This window comes from Mesorhizobium sp. M0615, assembly GCF_040320805.1.
GTDB lineage: Bacteria > Pseudomonadota > Alphaproteobacteria > Rhizobiales > Rhizobiaceae > Mesorhizobium.
The window spans coordinates 157,173-172,023 of the sequence record NZ_JAMYQI010000011.1 but is presented as its reverse complement, the minus strand read 5'-3'; the positions used below and the strand labels follow the sequence as shown (position 1 = coordinate 172,023).

15 protein-coding genes and 1 pseudogene are annotated in these 14,851 nt (G+C 61.4%); 3 read left to right on the top strand and 13 right to left on the bottom strand.

Going from position 1 to position 14,851, the window contains the following annotated elements:
• The gene (locus NKI46_RS20970; protein ID WP_023739334.1) at positions 1 to 567 is read right to left on the bottom strand and encodes an SIS domain-containing protein; all 567 of its coding nucleotides are present in this window, start codon (positions 565 to 567) and stop codon (positions 1 to 3) included.
• Positions 568 to 751: 184 nt separating this feature from the next.
• Between NKI46_RS20970 and NKI46_RS20965 the strand changes: the two genes are divergently transcribed.
• Positions 752 to 1,774, top strand: a complete 1,023-nt coding sequence (locus tag NKI46_RS20965) for an aldo/keto reductase (protein ID WP_352747746.1) — start codon at positions 752 to 754, stop codon at positions 1,772 to 1,774.
• Between the two features lie 91 nt (positions 1,775 to 1,865).
• On the opposite strand, the gene NKI46_RS20960 is transcribed toward NKI46_RS20965, so the two are convergent.
• The 4 genes from NKI46_RS20960 to clpP form a co-directional block, all read right to left on the bottom strand.
• Entirely contained in the window at positions 1,866 to 2,138 is a 273-nt protein-coding gene (locus NKI46_RS20960; RefSeq protein WP_023669423.1) for an HU family DNA-binding protein, read from the bottom strand.
• Between the two features lie 196 nt (positions 2,139 to 2,334).
• Positions 2,335 to 4,746 carry an endopeptidase La gene (gene lon, locus NKI46_RS20955; protein ID WP_023682304.1) on the bottom strand — a complete coding sequence of 804 codons (2,412 nt, stop codon included), beginning with the start codon at positions 4,744 to 4,746 and terminating at the stop codon, positions 2,335 to 2,337.
• 273 nt (positions 4,747 to 5,019) lie between these two features.
• Positions 5,020 to 6,294, bottom strand: coding sequence for an ATP-dependent Clp protease ATP-binding subunit ClpX (gene clpX, locus NKI46_RS20950; protein ID WP_023682305.1), 1,275 nt, complete (start codon positions 6,292 to 6,294; stop codon positions 5,020 to 5,022).
• Positions 6,295 to 6,589: 295 nt separating this feature from the next.
• Positions 6,590 to 7,219: an ATP-dependent Clp endopeptidase proteolytic subunit ClpP gene (clpP, locus tag NKI46_RS20945; protein ID WP_023682306.1), complete on the bottom strand. Its 630-nt coding sequence runs from the start codon at positions 7,217 to 7,219 to the stop codon at positions 6,590 to 6,592.
• Between the two features lie 310 nt (positions 7,220 to 7,529).
• On the opposite strand from clpP, the gene NKI46_RS20940 reads away from it, so the two are divergent.
• Complete coding sequence (locus NKI46_RS20940) at positions 7,530 to 8,120, top strand: hypothetical protein (RefSeq protein ID WP_023689466.1); 591 nt, start codon at positions 7,530 to 7,532, stop codon at positions 8,118 to 8,120.
• Between the two features lie 107 nt (positions 8,121 to 8,227).
• Positions 8,228 to 9,475 (top strand): cytochrome P450, encoded by a 1,248-nt coding sequence (locus NKI46_RS20935; RefSeq protein WP_352747743.1) that lies wholly within the window; start codon positions 8,228 to 8,230, stop codon positions 9,473 to 9,475.
• A 44-nt stretch (positions 9,476 to 9,519) separates the two neighbouring features.
• Here the strand turns inward: NKI46_RS20935 and NKI46_RS20930 are convergent, their stop codons facing one another.
• The 8 genes and pseudogenes from NKI46_RS20930 to NKI46_RS20895 form a co-directional block, all read right to left on the bottom strand.
• A complete protein-coding gene (locus NKI46_RS20930) occupies positions 9,520 to 9,807 on the bottom strand; it encodes a type II toxin-antitoxin system RelE/ParE family toxin (protein ID WP_352747740.1) in 288 nt (95 codons plus the stop codon).
• A pseudogene (locus NKI46_RS20925) lies at positions 9,800 to 10,089 on the bottom strand (ribbon-helix-helix domain-containing protein). Before NKI46_RS20925 ends, NKI46_RS20930 begins: the two are co-directional and overlap by 8 nt.
• A 100-nt stretch (positions 10,090 to 10,189) precedes the next feature.
• On the bottom strand, positions 10,190 to 10,516 hold the full coding sequence (locus NKI46_RS20920; protein WP_502882008.1) for a cupin domain-containing protein: 327 nt from the start codon (positions 10,514 to 10,516) through the stop codon (positions 10,190 to 10,192).
• A gap of 208 nt (positions 10,517 to 10,724) precedes the next feature.
• Positions 10,725 to 12,005 (bottom strand): O-acetylhomoserine aminocarboxypropyltransferase, encoded by a 1,281-nt coding sequence (locus tag NKI46_RS20915; protein ID WP_023682310.1) that lies wholly within the window; start codon positions 12,003 to 12,005, stop codon positions 10,725 to 10,727.
• Positions 12,006 to 12,172: 167 nt separating this feature from the next.
• Positions 12,173 to 12,694, bottom strand: a complete 522-nt coding sequence (locus NKI46_RS20910; protein WP_023711525.1) for a CoA-binding protein — start codon at positions 12,692 to 12,694, stop codon at positions 12,173 to 12,175.
• Complete coding sequence (locus NKI46_RS20905; protein WP_023736498.1) at positions 12,691 to 13,473, bottom strand: AAA family ATPase; 783 nt, start codon at positions 13,471 to 13,473, stop codon at positions 12,691 to 12,693. The genes NKI46_RS20910 and NKI46_RS20905 overlap by 4 nt, the downstream gene beginning before the upstream one ends.
• Positions 13,474 to 13,481: 8 nt before the next feature.
• A complete protein-coding gene (locus tag NKI46_RS20900; RefSeq protein WP_023689472.1) occupies positions 13,482 to 13,904 on the bottom strand; it encodes a VOC family protein in 423 nt (140 codons plus the stop codon).
• Between the two features lie 11 nt (positions 13,905 to 13,915).
• Positions 13,916 to 14,737 carry an enoyl-CoA hydratase gene (locus NKI46_RS20895; protein ID WP_352747736.1) on the bottom strand — a complete coding sequence of 274 codons (822 nt, stop codon included), beginning with the start codon at positions 14,735 to 14,737 and terminating at the stop codon, positions 13,916 to 13,918.
• Positions 14,738 to 14,851 lie beyond the last annotated feature (114 nt).

Sequence of the window (14,851 nt, the reverse complement as noted above, 5' to 3'; positions counted from 1 at the left end):
CTATTCCATGTTGGTGTGGCGGGCGCGCATGGCCTCGGACGACTGGCCGGTCAGCGCCTTGAGCTTCAGCACCATGACCTCGAACAGCAGGAACAGCGCCCCTTCGAAGACCGAGCCCATCGGCAGCAGCGATGTCTTTTGCGGCCCCTGGTCGCGCGCCATGGTCTGCGCCGGGATCAGCAAGGTGAAGTCGGCAAGCGCGACCGCACTGCTGCCTGCCTCGGCGGTGAGCAAAAGCACGGTGGCGCCGGCCTTGCGGGCGACTTGCATCAAGGTGAGCACCGTCGTCGTCTCGCCCGGGCCGGAACTGACCAGGAAGACATCGGCTGCGCCAAGCGGTGGCGTGTTCATGTCGCCGACCACCGACACCTCAAGCCCGAGGTGATAGAGGCGCATGGCGAAACCCTTGAGCTGCAAGGCCTCGCGGCCGCAGCCATAGACGACGATCTTTTGCGCGCGGGCCAGGGTTTCGCAGGCGGTGTAGATGCCGGCTTCGTCGACGCGCGCCAGTACGGCGCCCAGCTCTTGCAGGGCGGTCGAAAACATATCCGAGCCGGCATTCGTCATGAGAGTCCCATCTGTCCGGCTGGGTTTGTGGCCGGTGATTTCGGGTTGCGCGCTTTCGCAAAAAGGCTTGTTTTTGTTCATGCTATCACCGCGAAAATGCCTGTCCAACGGCCATGGCGGCTTTTGCTGAGCCAGCGGCGTGATAGTGTCATGTCAGACAATCAATCCAGGAAATCAGCACGACATGAAGACACGGCATTTCGACCGCATCGGCAATGGCGGCCTCGACTTCACCGAGCTTGGCTTCGGCAGCGCGCCCCTCGGCAACCTTTACCGCGCCGTCCCCGACGCGGATGCCAACGCCACGCTGGAGGCGGCGTGGGCGACCGGCTGCCGTTACTACGACACCGCGCCGCTCTATGGCCTGGGCCTTGCCGAAACACGGCTCAATGCCTTCCTGCGCGGCAGGAGGCGCGACGATTATGTGCTGTCGAGCAAGGTCGGTCGCCTGTTGCGCGCCTGCCCGCCGGAGGAACGAACCGGCATCGGCAAGTTCTTCGACACACCGACGCGCAAGGAGGTCTACGACTACAGCTATGACGGCGTCATGCGCTCGTTCGAGACGTCGCTGGAACGGCTTGGCGTCGACCGCATCGACATCCTTTTCGTCCATGACCTCGACATCTTCACCCATGGTAGCAAGGAGGCGTCAGACCAGCGCATCGAGGAATTCATGGCCTCGGGCTACAACGGACTGGTTGCGCTGCGCGACCAGGGCGTGATCAAGGCCTTCGGCGGCGGCATCAACGAATGGGAGGTTTGCCAGACGCTGGCGGAGCGTGGCGACTTCGACCTGTTCCTGCTGGCCGGGCGCTACACGCTGCTGGAACAGGAAGCGCTTGCCACCTTCCTGCCGCTCTGTGAGCAACGCGGCATCGGCATCGTTCTCGGCGGTCCTTACAATTCCGGCATCCTGGCGACCGGGCCGAAGCCAGGCGCCTATTACAATTACTCCGAGGCGCCAAGGGACATCATGGATCGCGTCGGGCGCATCGAGGCCGTCTGCGAGCGCCATGGCGTCAGGCTGATCGAGGCGGCGCTGCAGTTTCCGCTGCTGCACCCTTCCGTGGTGTCGGTCATCCCCGGCGGCCAGCGGCCGAGCGAAGTCGAAAGCAACCGCGCCCTGCTCGATGCCAAGCTGCCCGCGGCGCTGTGGGCGGACCTCAAGCAGGAAGGCCTGATGCGCGCGGATGCGCCGGTGGGCTGAAGGCGCGCCTCAGCGGGCTGACGGCTTGCCGCGATCGAGGCAAAAGAAAAGCCGGGCGAACCCGGCTTTCCAACATTCTCTGAAAAAATTTTTAGTTGACCGCGTCCTTGAGGCCTTTGCCGGCCGAGAACTTCGGCACGGTACGCGCCGGAATCTTCACTTCCGCGCCAGTCTGCGGGTTGCGGCCAGTCGATGCCGCACGCTTGGAGACGGTGAAATTTCCGAAGCCGACGAGCCGTACATCGCCGCCCTTCTTCAGTTCGCCAGTGATGACGGAGAACACCGCCTCAACCGCCGACTGTGCGTCACCCTTCGAAATGCTCGCGGATTCAGCGACAGCGGAAACCAGTTCGTTCTTGTTCATAAAAATTCCCTTCCATGAGAAAACCGGAACTTTCGACTCATCCGGCAGGAGAGGGACTTTAGAAAGAAGCGCTCGCAAACCCAAGTCAAAAAGCCGGAAAAAAGTTGAAAAAAGCCCGGAAATGGTGGGTTTTTCACATGAAAAAGCCGGGCTCAAGGCCCGGCTCTCTCTTTGTGCACTGCAACTTTAGTAGTTTCTAATGTGCAAGCGACTTTCCAGCATCGTCAACGGTATCGGTGGAAGCCGGCGGATTGACTGGCTCGACCCACTCGATTGGCTCCGGCATGCGCACCAGCGCGTGCCTCAGAACCTCGCCGACACGTGAGACCGGAATGATCTCCATACCGTTCTTCACATTGTCCGGTATCTCCGCCAGATCCTTGGCGTTGTCTTCCGGGATCAGCACCTTCTTGATGCCGCCGCGCAGTGCGGCGAGCAGCTTCTCCTTGAGGCCGCCGATCGGCAAGATGCGGCCGCGAAGCGTTATCTCGCCAGTCATCGCCACATCGGCCCGGACCGGAATACCAGTCATGACAGATACGATGGCCGTCGCCATGGCAGCACCTGCAGACGGACCGTCCTTCGGCGTGGCGCCTTCGGGCAAGTGGACGTGGATGTCACGCTTGTCGAACAGCGGCGGCTCGATGCCGAAATCGATGGCCCGCGAGCGGACATAAGAGGCCGCCGCCGAGATCGATTCCTTCATCACGTCGCGCAGATTGCCGGTCACCGTCATGCGGCCCTTGCCGGGCATCATGACGCCTTCGACCGTCAGCAGCTCGCCGCCGACTTCCGTCCAGGCAAGACCGGTGACGACACCGACCTGATCGTCAGCCTCGACCTGGCCGAAGCGGAAGCGCGGAACACCGAGGTAATCGGCGAGGTTCGCCGCCGTGATGCTCACCGTCTTCTTCTTCGTCTTCAGGATCTCGGTCACCGCCTTGCGCCCGAGCTTCATCAGCTCGCGCTCCAGGCTTCTGACGCCCGCTTCACGGGTGTAGGTCTGGATGATGCCGCGGATCGCGTCCTCGCCGACGGAGAATTCCTTCGGCTGCAGGGCATGATCGCGGATCACCTTGGGCATCAGGTGACGCTTGGCGATCTCGATCTTCTCGTCCTCGGTGTAGCCGGCGATACGGATGATCTCCATGCGGTCCATCAGGGGCGCAGGGATGTTCAGTGTGTTCGCCGTCGTCACGAACATCACGCTCGATAGGTCGTATTCGACCTCGAGGTAATGGTCCATGAACGTCGAGTTCTGCTCGGGATCGAGCACCTCGAGCAAAGCCGATGACGGATCGCCACGGAAGTCCTGGCCCATCTTGTCGATCTCGTCGAGCAGGAAGAGCGGGTTGGACTTCTTGGCCTTCTTCATCGACTGGATGACCTTGCCGGGCATCGAGCCGATATAGGTGCGGCGGTGGCCACGGATCTCGGCCTCGTCACGCACGCCGCCAAGCGCCATGCGGATGAACTCGCGGCCGGTCGCCTTGGCGATCGACTTGCCGAGCGAGGTCTTGCCGACGCCGGGAGGGCCGACGAGGCACAGGATCGGCCCCTTCAGCTTCTTCTGGCGGCTTTGCACGGCGAGATACTCGACGATGCGGTCCTTGACCTTGTCGAGGCCGAAATGATCGGTGTCGAGCACGTTCTGCGCAAACGCCAGGTCCTGCTTGACCTTGGAGTTCTTGCCCCACGGGATCGACAGGATCCAGTCGAGGTAGTTGCGCACGACGGTCGATTCCGCCGACATCGGCGACATCGTCCGCAGCTTCTTCAACTCGGCTTCCGCCTTTTCGCGGGCCTCCTTGGAGAGCTTGGTCTTCTTGATGCGCGCCTCGATCTCGGCGGCCTCGTCGCGGCCGTCCTCGCCTTCGCCGAGCTCCTTCTGGATCGCCTTCATCTGCTCGTTGAGGTAATATTCGCGCTGCGTCTTCTCCATCTGGCGCTTGACGCGCGAGCGGATGCGCTTCTCCACCTGCAGGACGGAGATTTCGGCTTCCATGAAGCCCATCGCCTTTTCCAGCCGTTCCTTGACGGACAGCGTGGCCAGCATCTCCTGCTTCTCGGGGATCTTGATGGCGAGGTGCGAAGCAACCGTATCGGCGAGCTTGGAATAGTCGTCGATCTGGCTGGCGGCGCCCACCACTTCAGGCGAGATCTTCTTGTTCAGCTTGACGTAGTTTTCGAAGTCGGTGACGACCGAACGGGCGAGCGCCTCGACCTCGACCTCTTCCTCCTCCGGCTCGACCAGCGCCGTGGCGGTAGCTTCGTGGAAGTCCGGACGGTCGGTGAACGAGACGATCTTGGCACGCGACGCGCCTTCGACCAGCACCTTGACGGTGCCGTCGGGCAGCTTCAGCAATTGCAGCACATTGGCGAGCGTGCCGATGTCGAAGATCGCATCGGGCTCGGGATCGTCATCGGCGGCATTCATCTGGGTGGCAAGCAGGATCTGCTTTTCCTGACCCATAACCTCTTCCAGCGCCTTGATCGACTTTTCACGCCCGACAAAGAGCGGAACGATCATGTGCGGGAACACCACGATGTCGCGCAGTGGGAGGACTGCGAAGACGCCGTCGCTGGGAGCCTTGGATATTTTGGCCATTGTCCAACCTTTCATGTCGCGGCCGCTAATCGAGCCAACCGCGAATCTCATATTAACGACCGAGGATCGTTCCGCCTACCACCGTTTGTGACGGGAGTTTTACAGCACAGAATTCGGCACCACGGCCTTCCGATGTTAGTTGGATGCACGAGGGGCAAAGATCAAGGGTCGACACGTTCGTTCATCCACTCCGTCACAAGGATCGGTACCTCACCACAGCAAAACGGCGCCCCGCGGGCGCCGTTCCATAAAAAGGTTAGGCCAGATGCCAGATCAGGCGCTGACGTTGCCCTTCTTTTCCTTCTGCTCGGAATAGATGTAGAGCGGCCGGGCGCTGCCGGTCACCACTTCTTCCGAAATCACCACTTCGCGCACGCCTTCCAGGGCGGGCAGTTCGAACATGGTGTCGAGCAGGATCGCTTCCATGATCGAGCGGAGGCCACGGGCGCCGGTCTTGCGCTCGATGGCGCGCTTGGCGATCGCCGACAGCGCATTCTCATGGAAGGTCAGGTCGACACTCTCCATCTCGAACAGCCGCTGATACTGCTTGACCAGCGCGTTTTTCGGCTCGGTCAGGATCTGGATCAGCGCCGGCTCGTCGAGGTCTTCCAGCGTCGCCAGGACCGGCAGACGGCCGACAAACTCGGGGATGAGGCCGAACTTCAAGAGATCCTCGGGCTCGACCAGGCGGAACACGTCACCGGTGCGGCGATCCTCGGGCGAAGCGACGATGGCGCCGAAGCCGATGGAAGTCTTCCTGCCGCGATCCGAGATGATCTTGTCCAGCCCGGCGAAGGCGCCGCCGCAGATGAACAGGATGTTGGCGGTGTCGACCTGCAGGAACTCCTGCTGCGGATGCTTGCGGCCGCCCTGCGGCGGCACGGAGGCAACGGTGCCTTCCATGATCTTCAGAAGCGCCTGCTGCACACCCTCGCCCGACACGTCGCGGGTGATCGATGGGTTGTCGGACTTGCGCGAAATCTTGTCGATTTCATCGATGTAGACGATGCCGCGCTGGGCGCGCTCGACATTGTAGTCGGCCGACTGCAGCAGCTTCAGGATGATGTTTTCGACGTCCTCGCCGACGTAACCGGCTTCGGTCAGCGTCGTCGCGTCGGCCATGGTGAAGGGCACGTCGATGATGCGGGCCAGCGTCTGGGCAAGCAGCGTCTTGCCGCAGCCGGTCGGGCCGATCAGCAGGATGTTGGACTTCGCCAATTCGACGTCGTTGTTCTTGCCGGCATGCGCCAGGCGCTTGTAGTGGTTGTGGACAGCCACCGACAGCACGCGCTTGGCGTAGGGCTGGCCGATGACATAGTCGTCGAGAACCTTCAGGATCTCCTGCGGGGTCGGCACGCCCTCGCGCGACTTCACCATCGAGGTCTTGTTCTCCTCGCGGATGATGTCCATGCACAGCTCTACGCACTCGTCGCAGATGAACACCGTTGGGCCGGCGATCAGCTTGCGCACCTCGTGCTGGCTTTTGCCGCAAAACGAGCAATAAAGCGTGTTCTTCGAATCACCGCTGTTGTTGCCGACTTTGCTCATTTTCCTGTCCTTTCATGGCCGCCCGCCGATGGTCTGGCTGAAAGGGCGCATATTCTATCTATCGCGGGAATTCGCCGCCGCCAGTGTCCCGGCTCCCGCAACGCATTCCGTACGAAACACAAATCAGAAAACGTCGCAATGATTCGCGCCAACCCTGCACAAAGCTAAGCCGTCGAAAATCAACATAGCCTTAACGTAGGCAATCCCATCCACCGAGGGAACAGCCAATTGTGGCCGAAATGCCGCAAATCCCAGCAAAAGCGCGTTATCCACCCACGCAACTGCCATGCAGCGCTTATGCCGCAGCGCCTTCGACCGGCTCGCGCGACGAAATGACCTTGTCGATGAGGCCGAAATCCTTGGCTTCGTCGGCTGTCATGAAATGGTCGCGGTCAAGCGTCTTTTCAATGTCTTCGTAGCTCTTACCGGTGTGTTTGACGTAGACCTCGTTGAGGCGGCGCTTCAGCTTGATGATGTCCTGCGCGTGCCGCTCGATGTCGGAGGCCTGGCCCTGGAAACCGCCGGAAGGCTGGTGAACCATGATGCGGGCGTTCGGCGTGGCAAAACGCATGTCCTTGTGGCCGGCGGTCAGAAGCAGCGAGCCCATCGACGCCGCCTGGCCGATGCACAGCGTCGACACTGCCGGCTTGATGAACTGCATGGTGTCGTAGATCGCCATGCCCGAGGTCACCACGCCGCCCGGCGAGTTGATGTAGAGATTGATCTCTTTCTTCGGGTTCTCGGCCTCGAGGAACAAAAGCTGTGCACAAACCAGCGTCGCCATACCGTCTTCGACCGGGCCGGTGATGAAAATGATGCGCTCTTTCAGCAGGCGCGAGAAAATGTCGTAGGCCCGCTCGCCGCGATTGGTCTGCTCGACCACCATCGGAACGAGGTTCATGTAGGTTTCGACGGGGTTCTTCATGGACTACCCTTTTTGGAGATGGGGATTCCGGCGCCGGAACATCGGGCAGAATCGGTTCTTGACGGTTAGAATGTAAATAGGATGCCGGCTCACCCTAGCGCAAGGCCGCCTCCTCCTAGCCATCTGGTTAAGTCGAATCAAGGTTTCCGCGCAAGGGAAAGTCCGAACGCGGCCAGCGGCGTTTTTGCGGTGTAGCAATTCCTTAACCGCGTCGCTTAACGAAATGCGGCGAAACCGCTTTCCCCCGGAGAACCTTCCCCTACAATTCAACATTGAACCTCACGTTTCGGGTTCAAACAGGGGGAGTGCCATGATCAGGAAAACTGCTTGCCTCGCCATCTCCGGCCTTGCCGGTCTCGGCATGGTGTCCGATGCGGTTGCCGGCGGCCGGGCCGCCGAATGCTATGAGCCGGTGCACAGGCCGGCGCTCTATGACACCGTCTATGAAGACGTCATGGTCAGTCCCGGCGGGCAGTTGGTCGACTATGATCCGCCGATCTATGGCACCATGGAGCGCGTCGAGCAGATCGCGCCGCCCCGAGTCACCTATGACATCGTACCGGCGAGAACCCGCACCGTTTACCGCACGGTCCAGGTCGACGATGGCGGCTATGCCTGGGAATGGCGCGTCATCCACGGCCGCAAGGTGCTGTGCAAGGTGTGGCGCAAGGCCCGCTACGCGCGTGTGGCCGAAACAGTGGTGGTTGAACCGGAGCGCACCCGCCGGGTTGTGCTGCCGGCCGAATATGAGAGCGTCGCCCATGAAGTGCTGGTGCGGCCCGAGCGGCGGCACGTCACCCAGATAGCGCCGTCATACCAGAGGATGGCGCGCCGGGTGGTGGTGCAGGAAGGCTCGACCAGCTGGCGCCGCGTGCATATTGCCAGGCATTGCGAGGATTAGACTTCGGTACTTCGCCGAGGTCCGCCTCGGTTGGCTCAATCCATAGGGCCGTCGGGTGCCAACATCCGGTCTGGCACCAAGCCGGCAAGCCGCGGTAATGGTCTGGCATGACCACATCCATGCCGCCCTACCTCGCCTTTGATCCAGCCACGCGCCGCCTGCGGCTCGATCCGCACGAACCGGCGTTTTTCCAGAACCCCTACGACGCCTATGCCGTCCTGCATGGCGCATCGAATGCCTTCTTCTGGGAGGAATTCGGCTTTTGGTGCTTTGGCGGCTTCGACGACGTCAACCGGCTGTTGCGCGACCGCCGCTTCGGTCGCCAGAACCCGGCCGGCATTCCCGACAGCCGCGGCATCGGCGAGGATCGCTCGCATTTGGCCGCTTTCGACGGCATCGAGAGCAATTCGATGCTGGAGCTGGAGCCGCCGGTGCACACCAGGCTCAGAACCCTGGTCAACCGCGCCTTCGTCTCGCGCCAGGTCGAGCGGCTGCGGCCGCGCGTGGAGGCGCTGGCCAATGAGCTGATCGACCGTTTCGAACCGCGCCAGGTCGATCTATTGCCCAGCTTCGCCGCACCTTTGCCGATCACCATCATTGCCGAAATGCTCGGTGTGCCGGTCGAAATGGGGCCGCAACTGCTCGACTGGTCGCACCGGATGGTGGCCATGTACATGCATGGCCGGACGCGCGAGACCGAGGAAGCGGCCAATCGCGCCGCGCACGATTTTTCCGACTTTTTGCGCGGCTATGTCACCGAGCGGCGGAAGAAGCCTGGCGACGACCTGCTATCGCTGCTGATCGCGGCACAAGAGGATGGCCAGAAGCTGTCGGAAGACGAGTTGGTCTCGTCTGCCATCCTGTTGCTCAATGCAGGCCACGAGGCGACCGTCCATCAAACCGGCAACGCCGTGCGCACGTTGCTGGCGCAAGGCGGCGACCCCGGCCGTTTCTTCACCTCGCCGGAAGCAACCGCTGCAACGGTCGAGGAGTGCCTGCGCTTCGACGCGCCGCTGCACATGTTCACCCGCTACGCCTATCAGGAGGTCGAGGTGACATCGGGGGTTGTCGTACAACCGGGCGAGACGGTCGGCCTGCTGCTCGGCATGGCCAATCATGATCCGCTTGCCTTTGCCGAACCTGGCGCCTTCCGGCCCGGCCGACTAGACCAGAAGAATGTCTCGTTCGGCGCCGGTATCCATTTCTGTATTGGTGCGCCGCTGGCGCGGCTGGAATTGCAGGTGTCGCTGAAAACCCTGTTCGAGCGGCAGCCGCAACTCCATCTTGCGGAGCAGCCGCGCTTCCGCGACACCTATCATTTTCATGGGCTGGAAAAGCTCGCCGTCGGGTTCTGACGCGAGGATGGGGGTTCTACGCAGGCGGCAACCAGCCCCTTGGCTCAATCCTCGCCGGGAAGCTCAAGCGTACGCCCTGCGTAGAGAATCCGCAGTATGATCACCGTGTCACCGGTGACTTCAAATGCAATGGCAGCGCGACGGCGCCAGCCAACGGTGCGCAAGCCAGGAGCAATCTCGTCATGAGCCCGCTCGGGAAATGTCTCGAAGTTCAGGCAATAATCAACAATCCGTCCGACAAAGTTCAGCGCCGCATCGACGCCCGCCCTTGGCGCAACTCGGCAATGTCTTGCTGTGCCGCGGCGTGAAACCTCACCCGATATTTCATGCACCGGTGCGCGGCCTGGCAGTGACTTTTCGAGCGTAGTCCGAAAGGTTCTTGCGTACCTCTTCGGCCGTCAAAAGGCGCTCGGGATGCGCGCGAGCATCCTCAAGGGTCGGCACCACTTCCTCCAGTAGCCAACGCTGCATGGCCGAATCGCGCGCTACCAGGGTGCGCAAGCCATCGCGGATAACTTCGCTTTCGCTGGCGTATTTGCCTGGGAAACCTTATCCTTCACCATCTGCGCGAGGTCGTGCGGCAGGGTGATGGTCAGCGGTTGGGTCGTTCGCATGGTCGCATCCTTCCGATCCCCACACTATAGCATAGTGTATGACTTAGTCATACACTATGTCGAGATCGGATCGCTGGGCCAGAACCCTTGCACCGCGAAATCAGAGCTTGATCACATACTCCTTGCGGGTCGTTTCAAGCACTTCCCAGCTGCCCCTGAAGCCTGGCCTGAGCACGAAGCTGTCGCCGGCCCGGACCGTGCGCGCCTCGCCGCCATCCTCGGCAACCACCGAGACGCCGGACAGGATGTGGCAGAACTCCCATTCGTCATATTCGATGCGCCATTTGCCCGGCGTCGCTTCCCAGATGCCGGCATAGAGCCCGCCGTCGCGCTCCTCGACATTCCAGGTGCGGAACTTCGGATCGCCCGCAATCAGACGATCCGGCGCCGGGGCGCCAATCTCGGCGTCGACGCTGTCGGTCAATATGGCCAGGTAATGCGCGGACAGGATTTGCCTCCAACAGGTTAGTGAGTAGTGAGTAGTGCAGTGAGTAGTGACTAGTGAGTAGTGAGCGGAAAGCGCTCCCTCGAGCGGGTGGCTGATCACTAATCACCGCTAACTACTGAATACCGACTACTACTCACTACTCACTACTCACTACTCACTACTCACTACTCACTACTCACTCAAAAAATCAAACCTTGGCCAAAGCCTGTTCCAGATCGGCGACGATGTCGTTGACATCCTCGATGCCGACGGAAAGCCGGACCGTGTCCGGTCCCGCACCCGCCTTGACCTTCTGCTCGTCGGAAAGCTGGCGATGCGTGGTCGATGCCGGATGGATGACCAGCGACTTGGTGTCGCCGACATTGGCGAGGTGCGAGAACAGTTCGAGCGCCTCGACGAACTTGATGCCGGCCTCGTAGCCGCCCTTCAGGCCGAAGGTGAAGACAGCACCGGCGCCTTGCGGCGAGTATTTCTTCTGCAGCGCGTTGTTCTTGTCGCTGGGCAGGCCGGGATAGTTGACCCAGGCGACCTTGGGGTGGTTGGACAGCCAGCCGGCTACGGTGATCGCATTGTCGCAATGGCGTTGCATCCTGAGCGGCAAGGTCTCCAGCCCGGTCAGGATCAGGAAGGCATTGAACGGCGAAATCGCCGGGCCGATGTCACGCAGGCCAAGCACGCGCGCGGCGATGGCGAAGGCGAAATTGCCGAAGGTTTCGTGCAGGACAAGGCCGCCATATTCGGGGCGCGGCTCCGACAGCATCGGATATTTGCCGGATTTCGACCAGTCGAACGTGCCGCCATCGACGATGGCGCCGCCGATCGAATTGCCGTGGCCGCCGATGAACTTGGTCAGCGAATGGACGACGATGTCGGCGCCATGCTCGATCGGCCGCACCAGATAGGGCGAGGCCAGCGTGTTGTCGACGATGAGCGGCAAGCCGTGCTTGCGGGCGATGTCGCCGATTTTCTCTATGTCGACGAAGGTGCCGCCGGGATTGGCCAGGCTCTCGATGAAGATCGCCTTGGTCTTGTCGTCTATCTGGCTTTCGAAGGTGGAGACGTCGTTGGTGTCGGCCCAACGCACCTCCCAGCCGAAATTCTTGAAGGCATGGCCGAACTGATTGATCGAACCACCGTAAAGCCTCGTGGCGGCGACGAAATTATCGCCAGGCCGCATGAGATTGTGGAACACGATCACCTGTGCGGCATGGCCGGAAGCAACGGCAAGTGCAGCCGTGCCGCCTTCGAGCGCCGCGATCCGCTCTTCCAGCACCGCCTGGGTCGGGTTCATGATGCGGGTGTAGATGTTGCCGAAGGCCTTCAGCCCGAACAGCGAGGCGGCATGGTCGGCATCGTCGAACACAAAGGAGGTCGTCTGGTAGATCGGCGTGGCGCGTGCGCCCGTCGCCGGGTCGGGCTTGGCGCCGGCATGGACGGCGAGCGTGTTGAAACCGGGCGTGCGGGTCATCGAAAACCTCTCTGAGCGGTAAACGTGTGAATGATGAAATGGTCAATGGTGAGCGATGAATGGTGGTCGCAAAGTCGGCCAGTCCCACCTTGATTGCAAGCCGCTCATATGCGGCTTTACCCGGCTTCCAGGAAAATCCTTCTATTCACCATTCACCATTCACTGCCTTACTTCTGGCGCACACCGAAACTCTGGAATCCCGACCGCATCAGCGGCTTCTTCGACGAAAGCACACCGGAGTTGACGCCGGTCCAGCCGATCTCGCCCGACAGCTTGCCATATTCGATCTTCGGGCAGCGGTTCATCACCACCTTGATACCGGCCGCCTCGGCACGCGCGGCCGCCTCGTCGTCGCGCACGCCAAGCTGCATCCAGATCACCTTCGGCAAGGGGTCGAGCTTCAGCACCTCATCGACAATGCCGGGCACCGATGCAGAGGCGCGAAAGATGTCGACCATGTCGACCGGCTCCGGCAGATCGGCAAGGCTGGCATAGGTCATGCGGCCGAGGATTTCCTTGCCGGCCTGCCCAGGATTGATCGGAAACACCGAAAAGCCCTTGGCCAGCAGATATTTCAGCACGAAAAAGCTCGGCCTGACATCGTTGGCCGACGCGCCGACCATGGCGATGGTCTTCACAGAATTGAGGATGCCGCCGATATAGGCATTGTCGTAGCTATCGTGATTCACTCGTCGGTCTCCCTCAGTGCTTCCTCCATAAAGGACTGCGGGTCCGTGCAGAAGTCGCGCATCATGCGAAAATGATCGGTATCGGTGAAATCGGTCGGATCGAGGCCGAAACGGCTGATTCGGAAGAGCCGCGCGCCGGGACAAGCCATCAGCAGCGGCGAATGCGTCGCCATGATCACTTGCGCCGTGCCTGACTGGTCCATGCGCCGCAGCATCTTCAACAATTCGATCTGCCGCGACGGCGACAGCGCGCTTTCGGGCTCGTCGAGGATGTAGATGCCTTGCCGGCGGCAGCGCTCCTCGAAAAAGCGAATGAACCCTTCGCCATGCGACCACGATAGAAAGTCCGGCGGCGGCGGTCCGAACGGGTCTTCGAGTGCCGCCTGGTCGAGATAGCGCGCGACCGAGTAAAAAGATTCGGCACGAAAGAACCAGCCGGCGGTGACTTTTGGCAGCCAGTGGCCGCGGAATGTATTCGCCAGTGCCGCACCGCTCTTGTCGATGGCGATGGAATGATCGACCGGACGATAGCCCTTGCCGCCGCCGGCCTCGTCGTAACCGGCCAGCGCGCCGATGGCTTCCAGCAGTGTCGATTTGCCGGTGCCGTTTTCACCGACAATGATGGTGATCGGCGTGGTGAATTCGAGCTCGAATTCACGGCCGCGAAACAGCGGCAGGTTCCATGGATATTTTTCCCAATCTTCCACGCGCTCGGGGTCAATCAGGATGCGTTTGAGATAAGGCGCCTTAAGCCGGGTCAGTTGCTTGCGATAGCCCATGCGGACGCTCAGTCCGGCAGCGAGATGGTGCCGTCATCCGCGATCGGGAAGGCCGGATTGTGTGCGACTTCCCAGACATGGCCGTCGGCATCGGCGAAATATCCATACCAGCCGCCCCAGAAGGCGCGGCCTGCCGGCTTGACGATCCTGCCGCCGGCCTTCTCGGCGGCCGCCAGCACGTCGTCGACTTCGGCATCGGAGCGGGTGTTGTAGGCGAGGTAGACCGCCGACGGTGCTGCGGCGAAGGCAATGCCTGAATCCTCCTCGGCGCTTGGCCTCGGGAACAGGCCGAGAATGGCGCCGCCCATCTGGAAGAAGGCGACGCCATCGGTGATGCCGGCGTGGCGCTTCAAGCCCATGCCTTCGTAAAAGCGCACGGCGCGCTCGAGATCGTCGGTGGCGATGGTGATGATGGAGATGCGGGGTTCCATGGATCGAAAACCTATTCGTCCGTCCATTCCGGTTTGCGCTTGCCGATGAAGGCGCCGATGCCTTCCTCGGCGTCGCGGGCCAGCATGTTCTCGACCATGACGCGGCCGGTATAGGCATACGCGTCCGCCAACCCCATCTCGGCCTGCGTGTAAAAGGCTTCCTTGCCGGTCTTGACCACCAGAGATGATTTGGAGGCAATGGTTTGCGCGTATTTGGTGACGATCTGATTCAGGTATTCGCGCGGCACGACGCGGTTGACCAGGCCGAATTCCTTGGCGGTTGCGGCATCGATGGTCTCGCCGGTGAGCAGCATTTCCATGGCGTGCTTGTGAGACACGTTGCGTGACAGCGCCACCATCGGCGTCGAACAAAACAGGCCGATATTGACGCCCGGCGTGCAGAAGGTCGCTTCATGCGAGGCAATGGCGAGGTCGCAACTGCCAACCAGTTGCAGCCCCGCAGCGGTGGCTAGGCCATCGACTTCGGCGATGATCGGGAGCGGATGGCGCACGATCTGCTGCATCAACGCCGCGCAAGCCGAAAATGTCTGCTCGAAAAACCCCTTGCCCTTGTCGGCGTCGGCGCGGCGCGCGGTCATTTCCTTGAGATCGTGACCGGCGCAGAAGACTTTCCCGGCGGCCGCCAAGACGATGACGCGGACCGATTTGTTGGCCTTGGCACGGTCGAGCTCGGCGCTCAATGCCGCCATGACGGAAAGCGACAAGGCATTGGCGGGCGGATTGGCGAGCGTCAGGCGCAGCACGCCCTTGTCCAGCCCGGCGATGACCGGCCCGTCTATGGCAACAGGTTTGATCGAAAGGATTTCGGCCATGACAAGGGTCTCCGCGATTCCGCCGGGCGCCGCCAGACTATCTAATATCGGATCGAGTTTCATCAACACCCATCGCTTGCGCCAGAGGTGTTGCCAGAAGCGCATCATTGCGTT

What these genes read in the sequence shown, in the direction of transcription:
- NKI46_RS20960 (WP_023669423.1), bottom strand. Translation starts at nt 2,138, where the DNA reads ATGAACAAGAACGAACTGGTTTCCGCTGTCGCTGAATCCGCGAGCATT.
- clpX (WP_023682305.1), bottom strand. Translation starts at nt 6,294, where the DNA reads ATGAGCAAAGTCGGCAACAACAGCGGTGATTCGAAGAACACGCTTTAT.
- NKI46_RS20905 (WP_023736498.1), bottom strand. Translation starts at nt 13,473, where the DNA reads ATGGGCTATCGCAAGCAACTGACCCGGCTTAAGGCGCCTTATCTCAAA.
- NKI46_RS20900 (WP_023689472.1), bottom strand. Translation starts at nt 13,904, where the DNA reads ATGGAACCCCGCATCTCCATCATCACCATCGCCACCGACGATCTCGAG.
- NKI46_RS20965 (WP_352747746.1), top strand. Translation starts at nt 752, where the DNA reads ATGAAGACACGGCATTTCGACCGCATCGGCAATGGCGGCCTCGACTTC.
- NKI46_RS20915 (WP_023682310.1), bottom strand. Translation starts at nt 12,005, where the DNA reads ATGACCCGCACGCCCGGTTTCAACACGCTCGCCGTCCATGCCGGCGCC.
- NKI46_RS20935 (WP_352747743.1), top strand. Translation starts at nt 8,228, where the DNA reads ATGACCACATCCATGCCGCCCTACCTCGCCTTTGATCCAGCCACGCGC.
- NKI46_RS20940 (WP_023689466.1), top strand. Translation starts at nt 7,530, where the DNA reads ATGATCAGGAAAACTGCTTGCCTCGCCATCTCCGGCCTTGCCGGTCTC.
- NKI46_RS20970 (WP_023739334.1), bottom strand. Translation starts at nt 567, where the DNA reads ATGACGAATGCCGGCTCGGATATGTTTTCGACCGCCCTGCAAGAGCTG.
- NKI46_RS20895 (WP_352747736.1), bottom strand. Translation starts at nt 14,737, where the DNA reads ATGGCCGAAATCCTTTCGATCAAACCTGTTGCCATAGACGGGCCGGTC.
- lon (WP_023682304.1), bottom strand. Translation starts at nt 4,746, where the DNA reads ATGGCCAAAATATCCAAGGCTCCCAGCGACGGCGTCTTCGCAGTCCTC.
- clpP (WP_023682306.1), bottom strand. Translation starts at nt 7,219, where the DNA reads ATGAAGAACCCCGTCGAAACCTACATGAACCTCGTTCCGATGGTGGTC.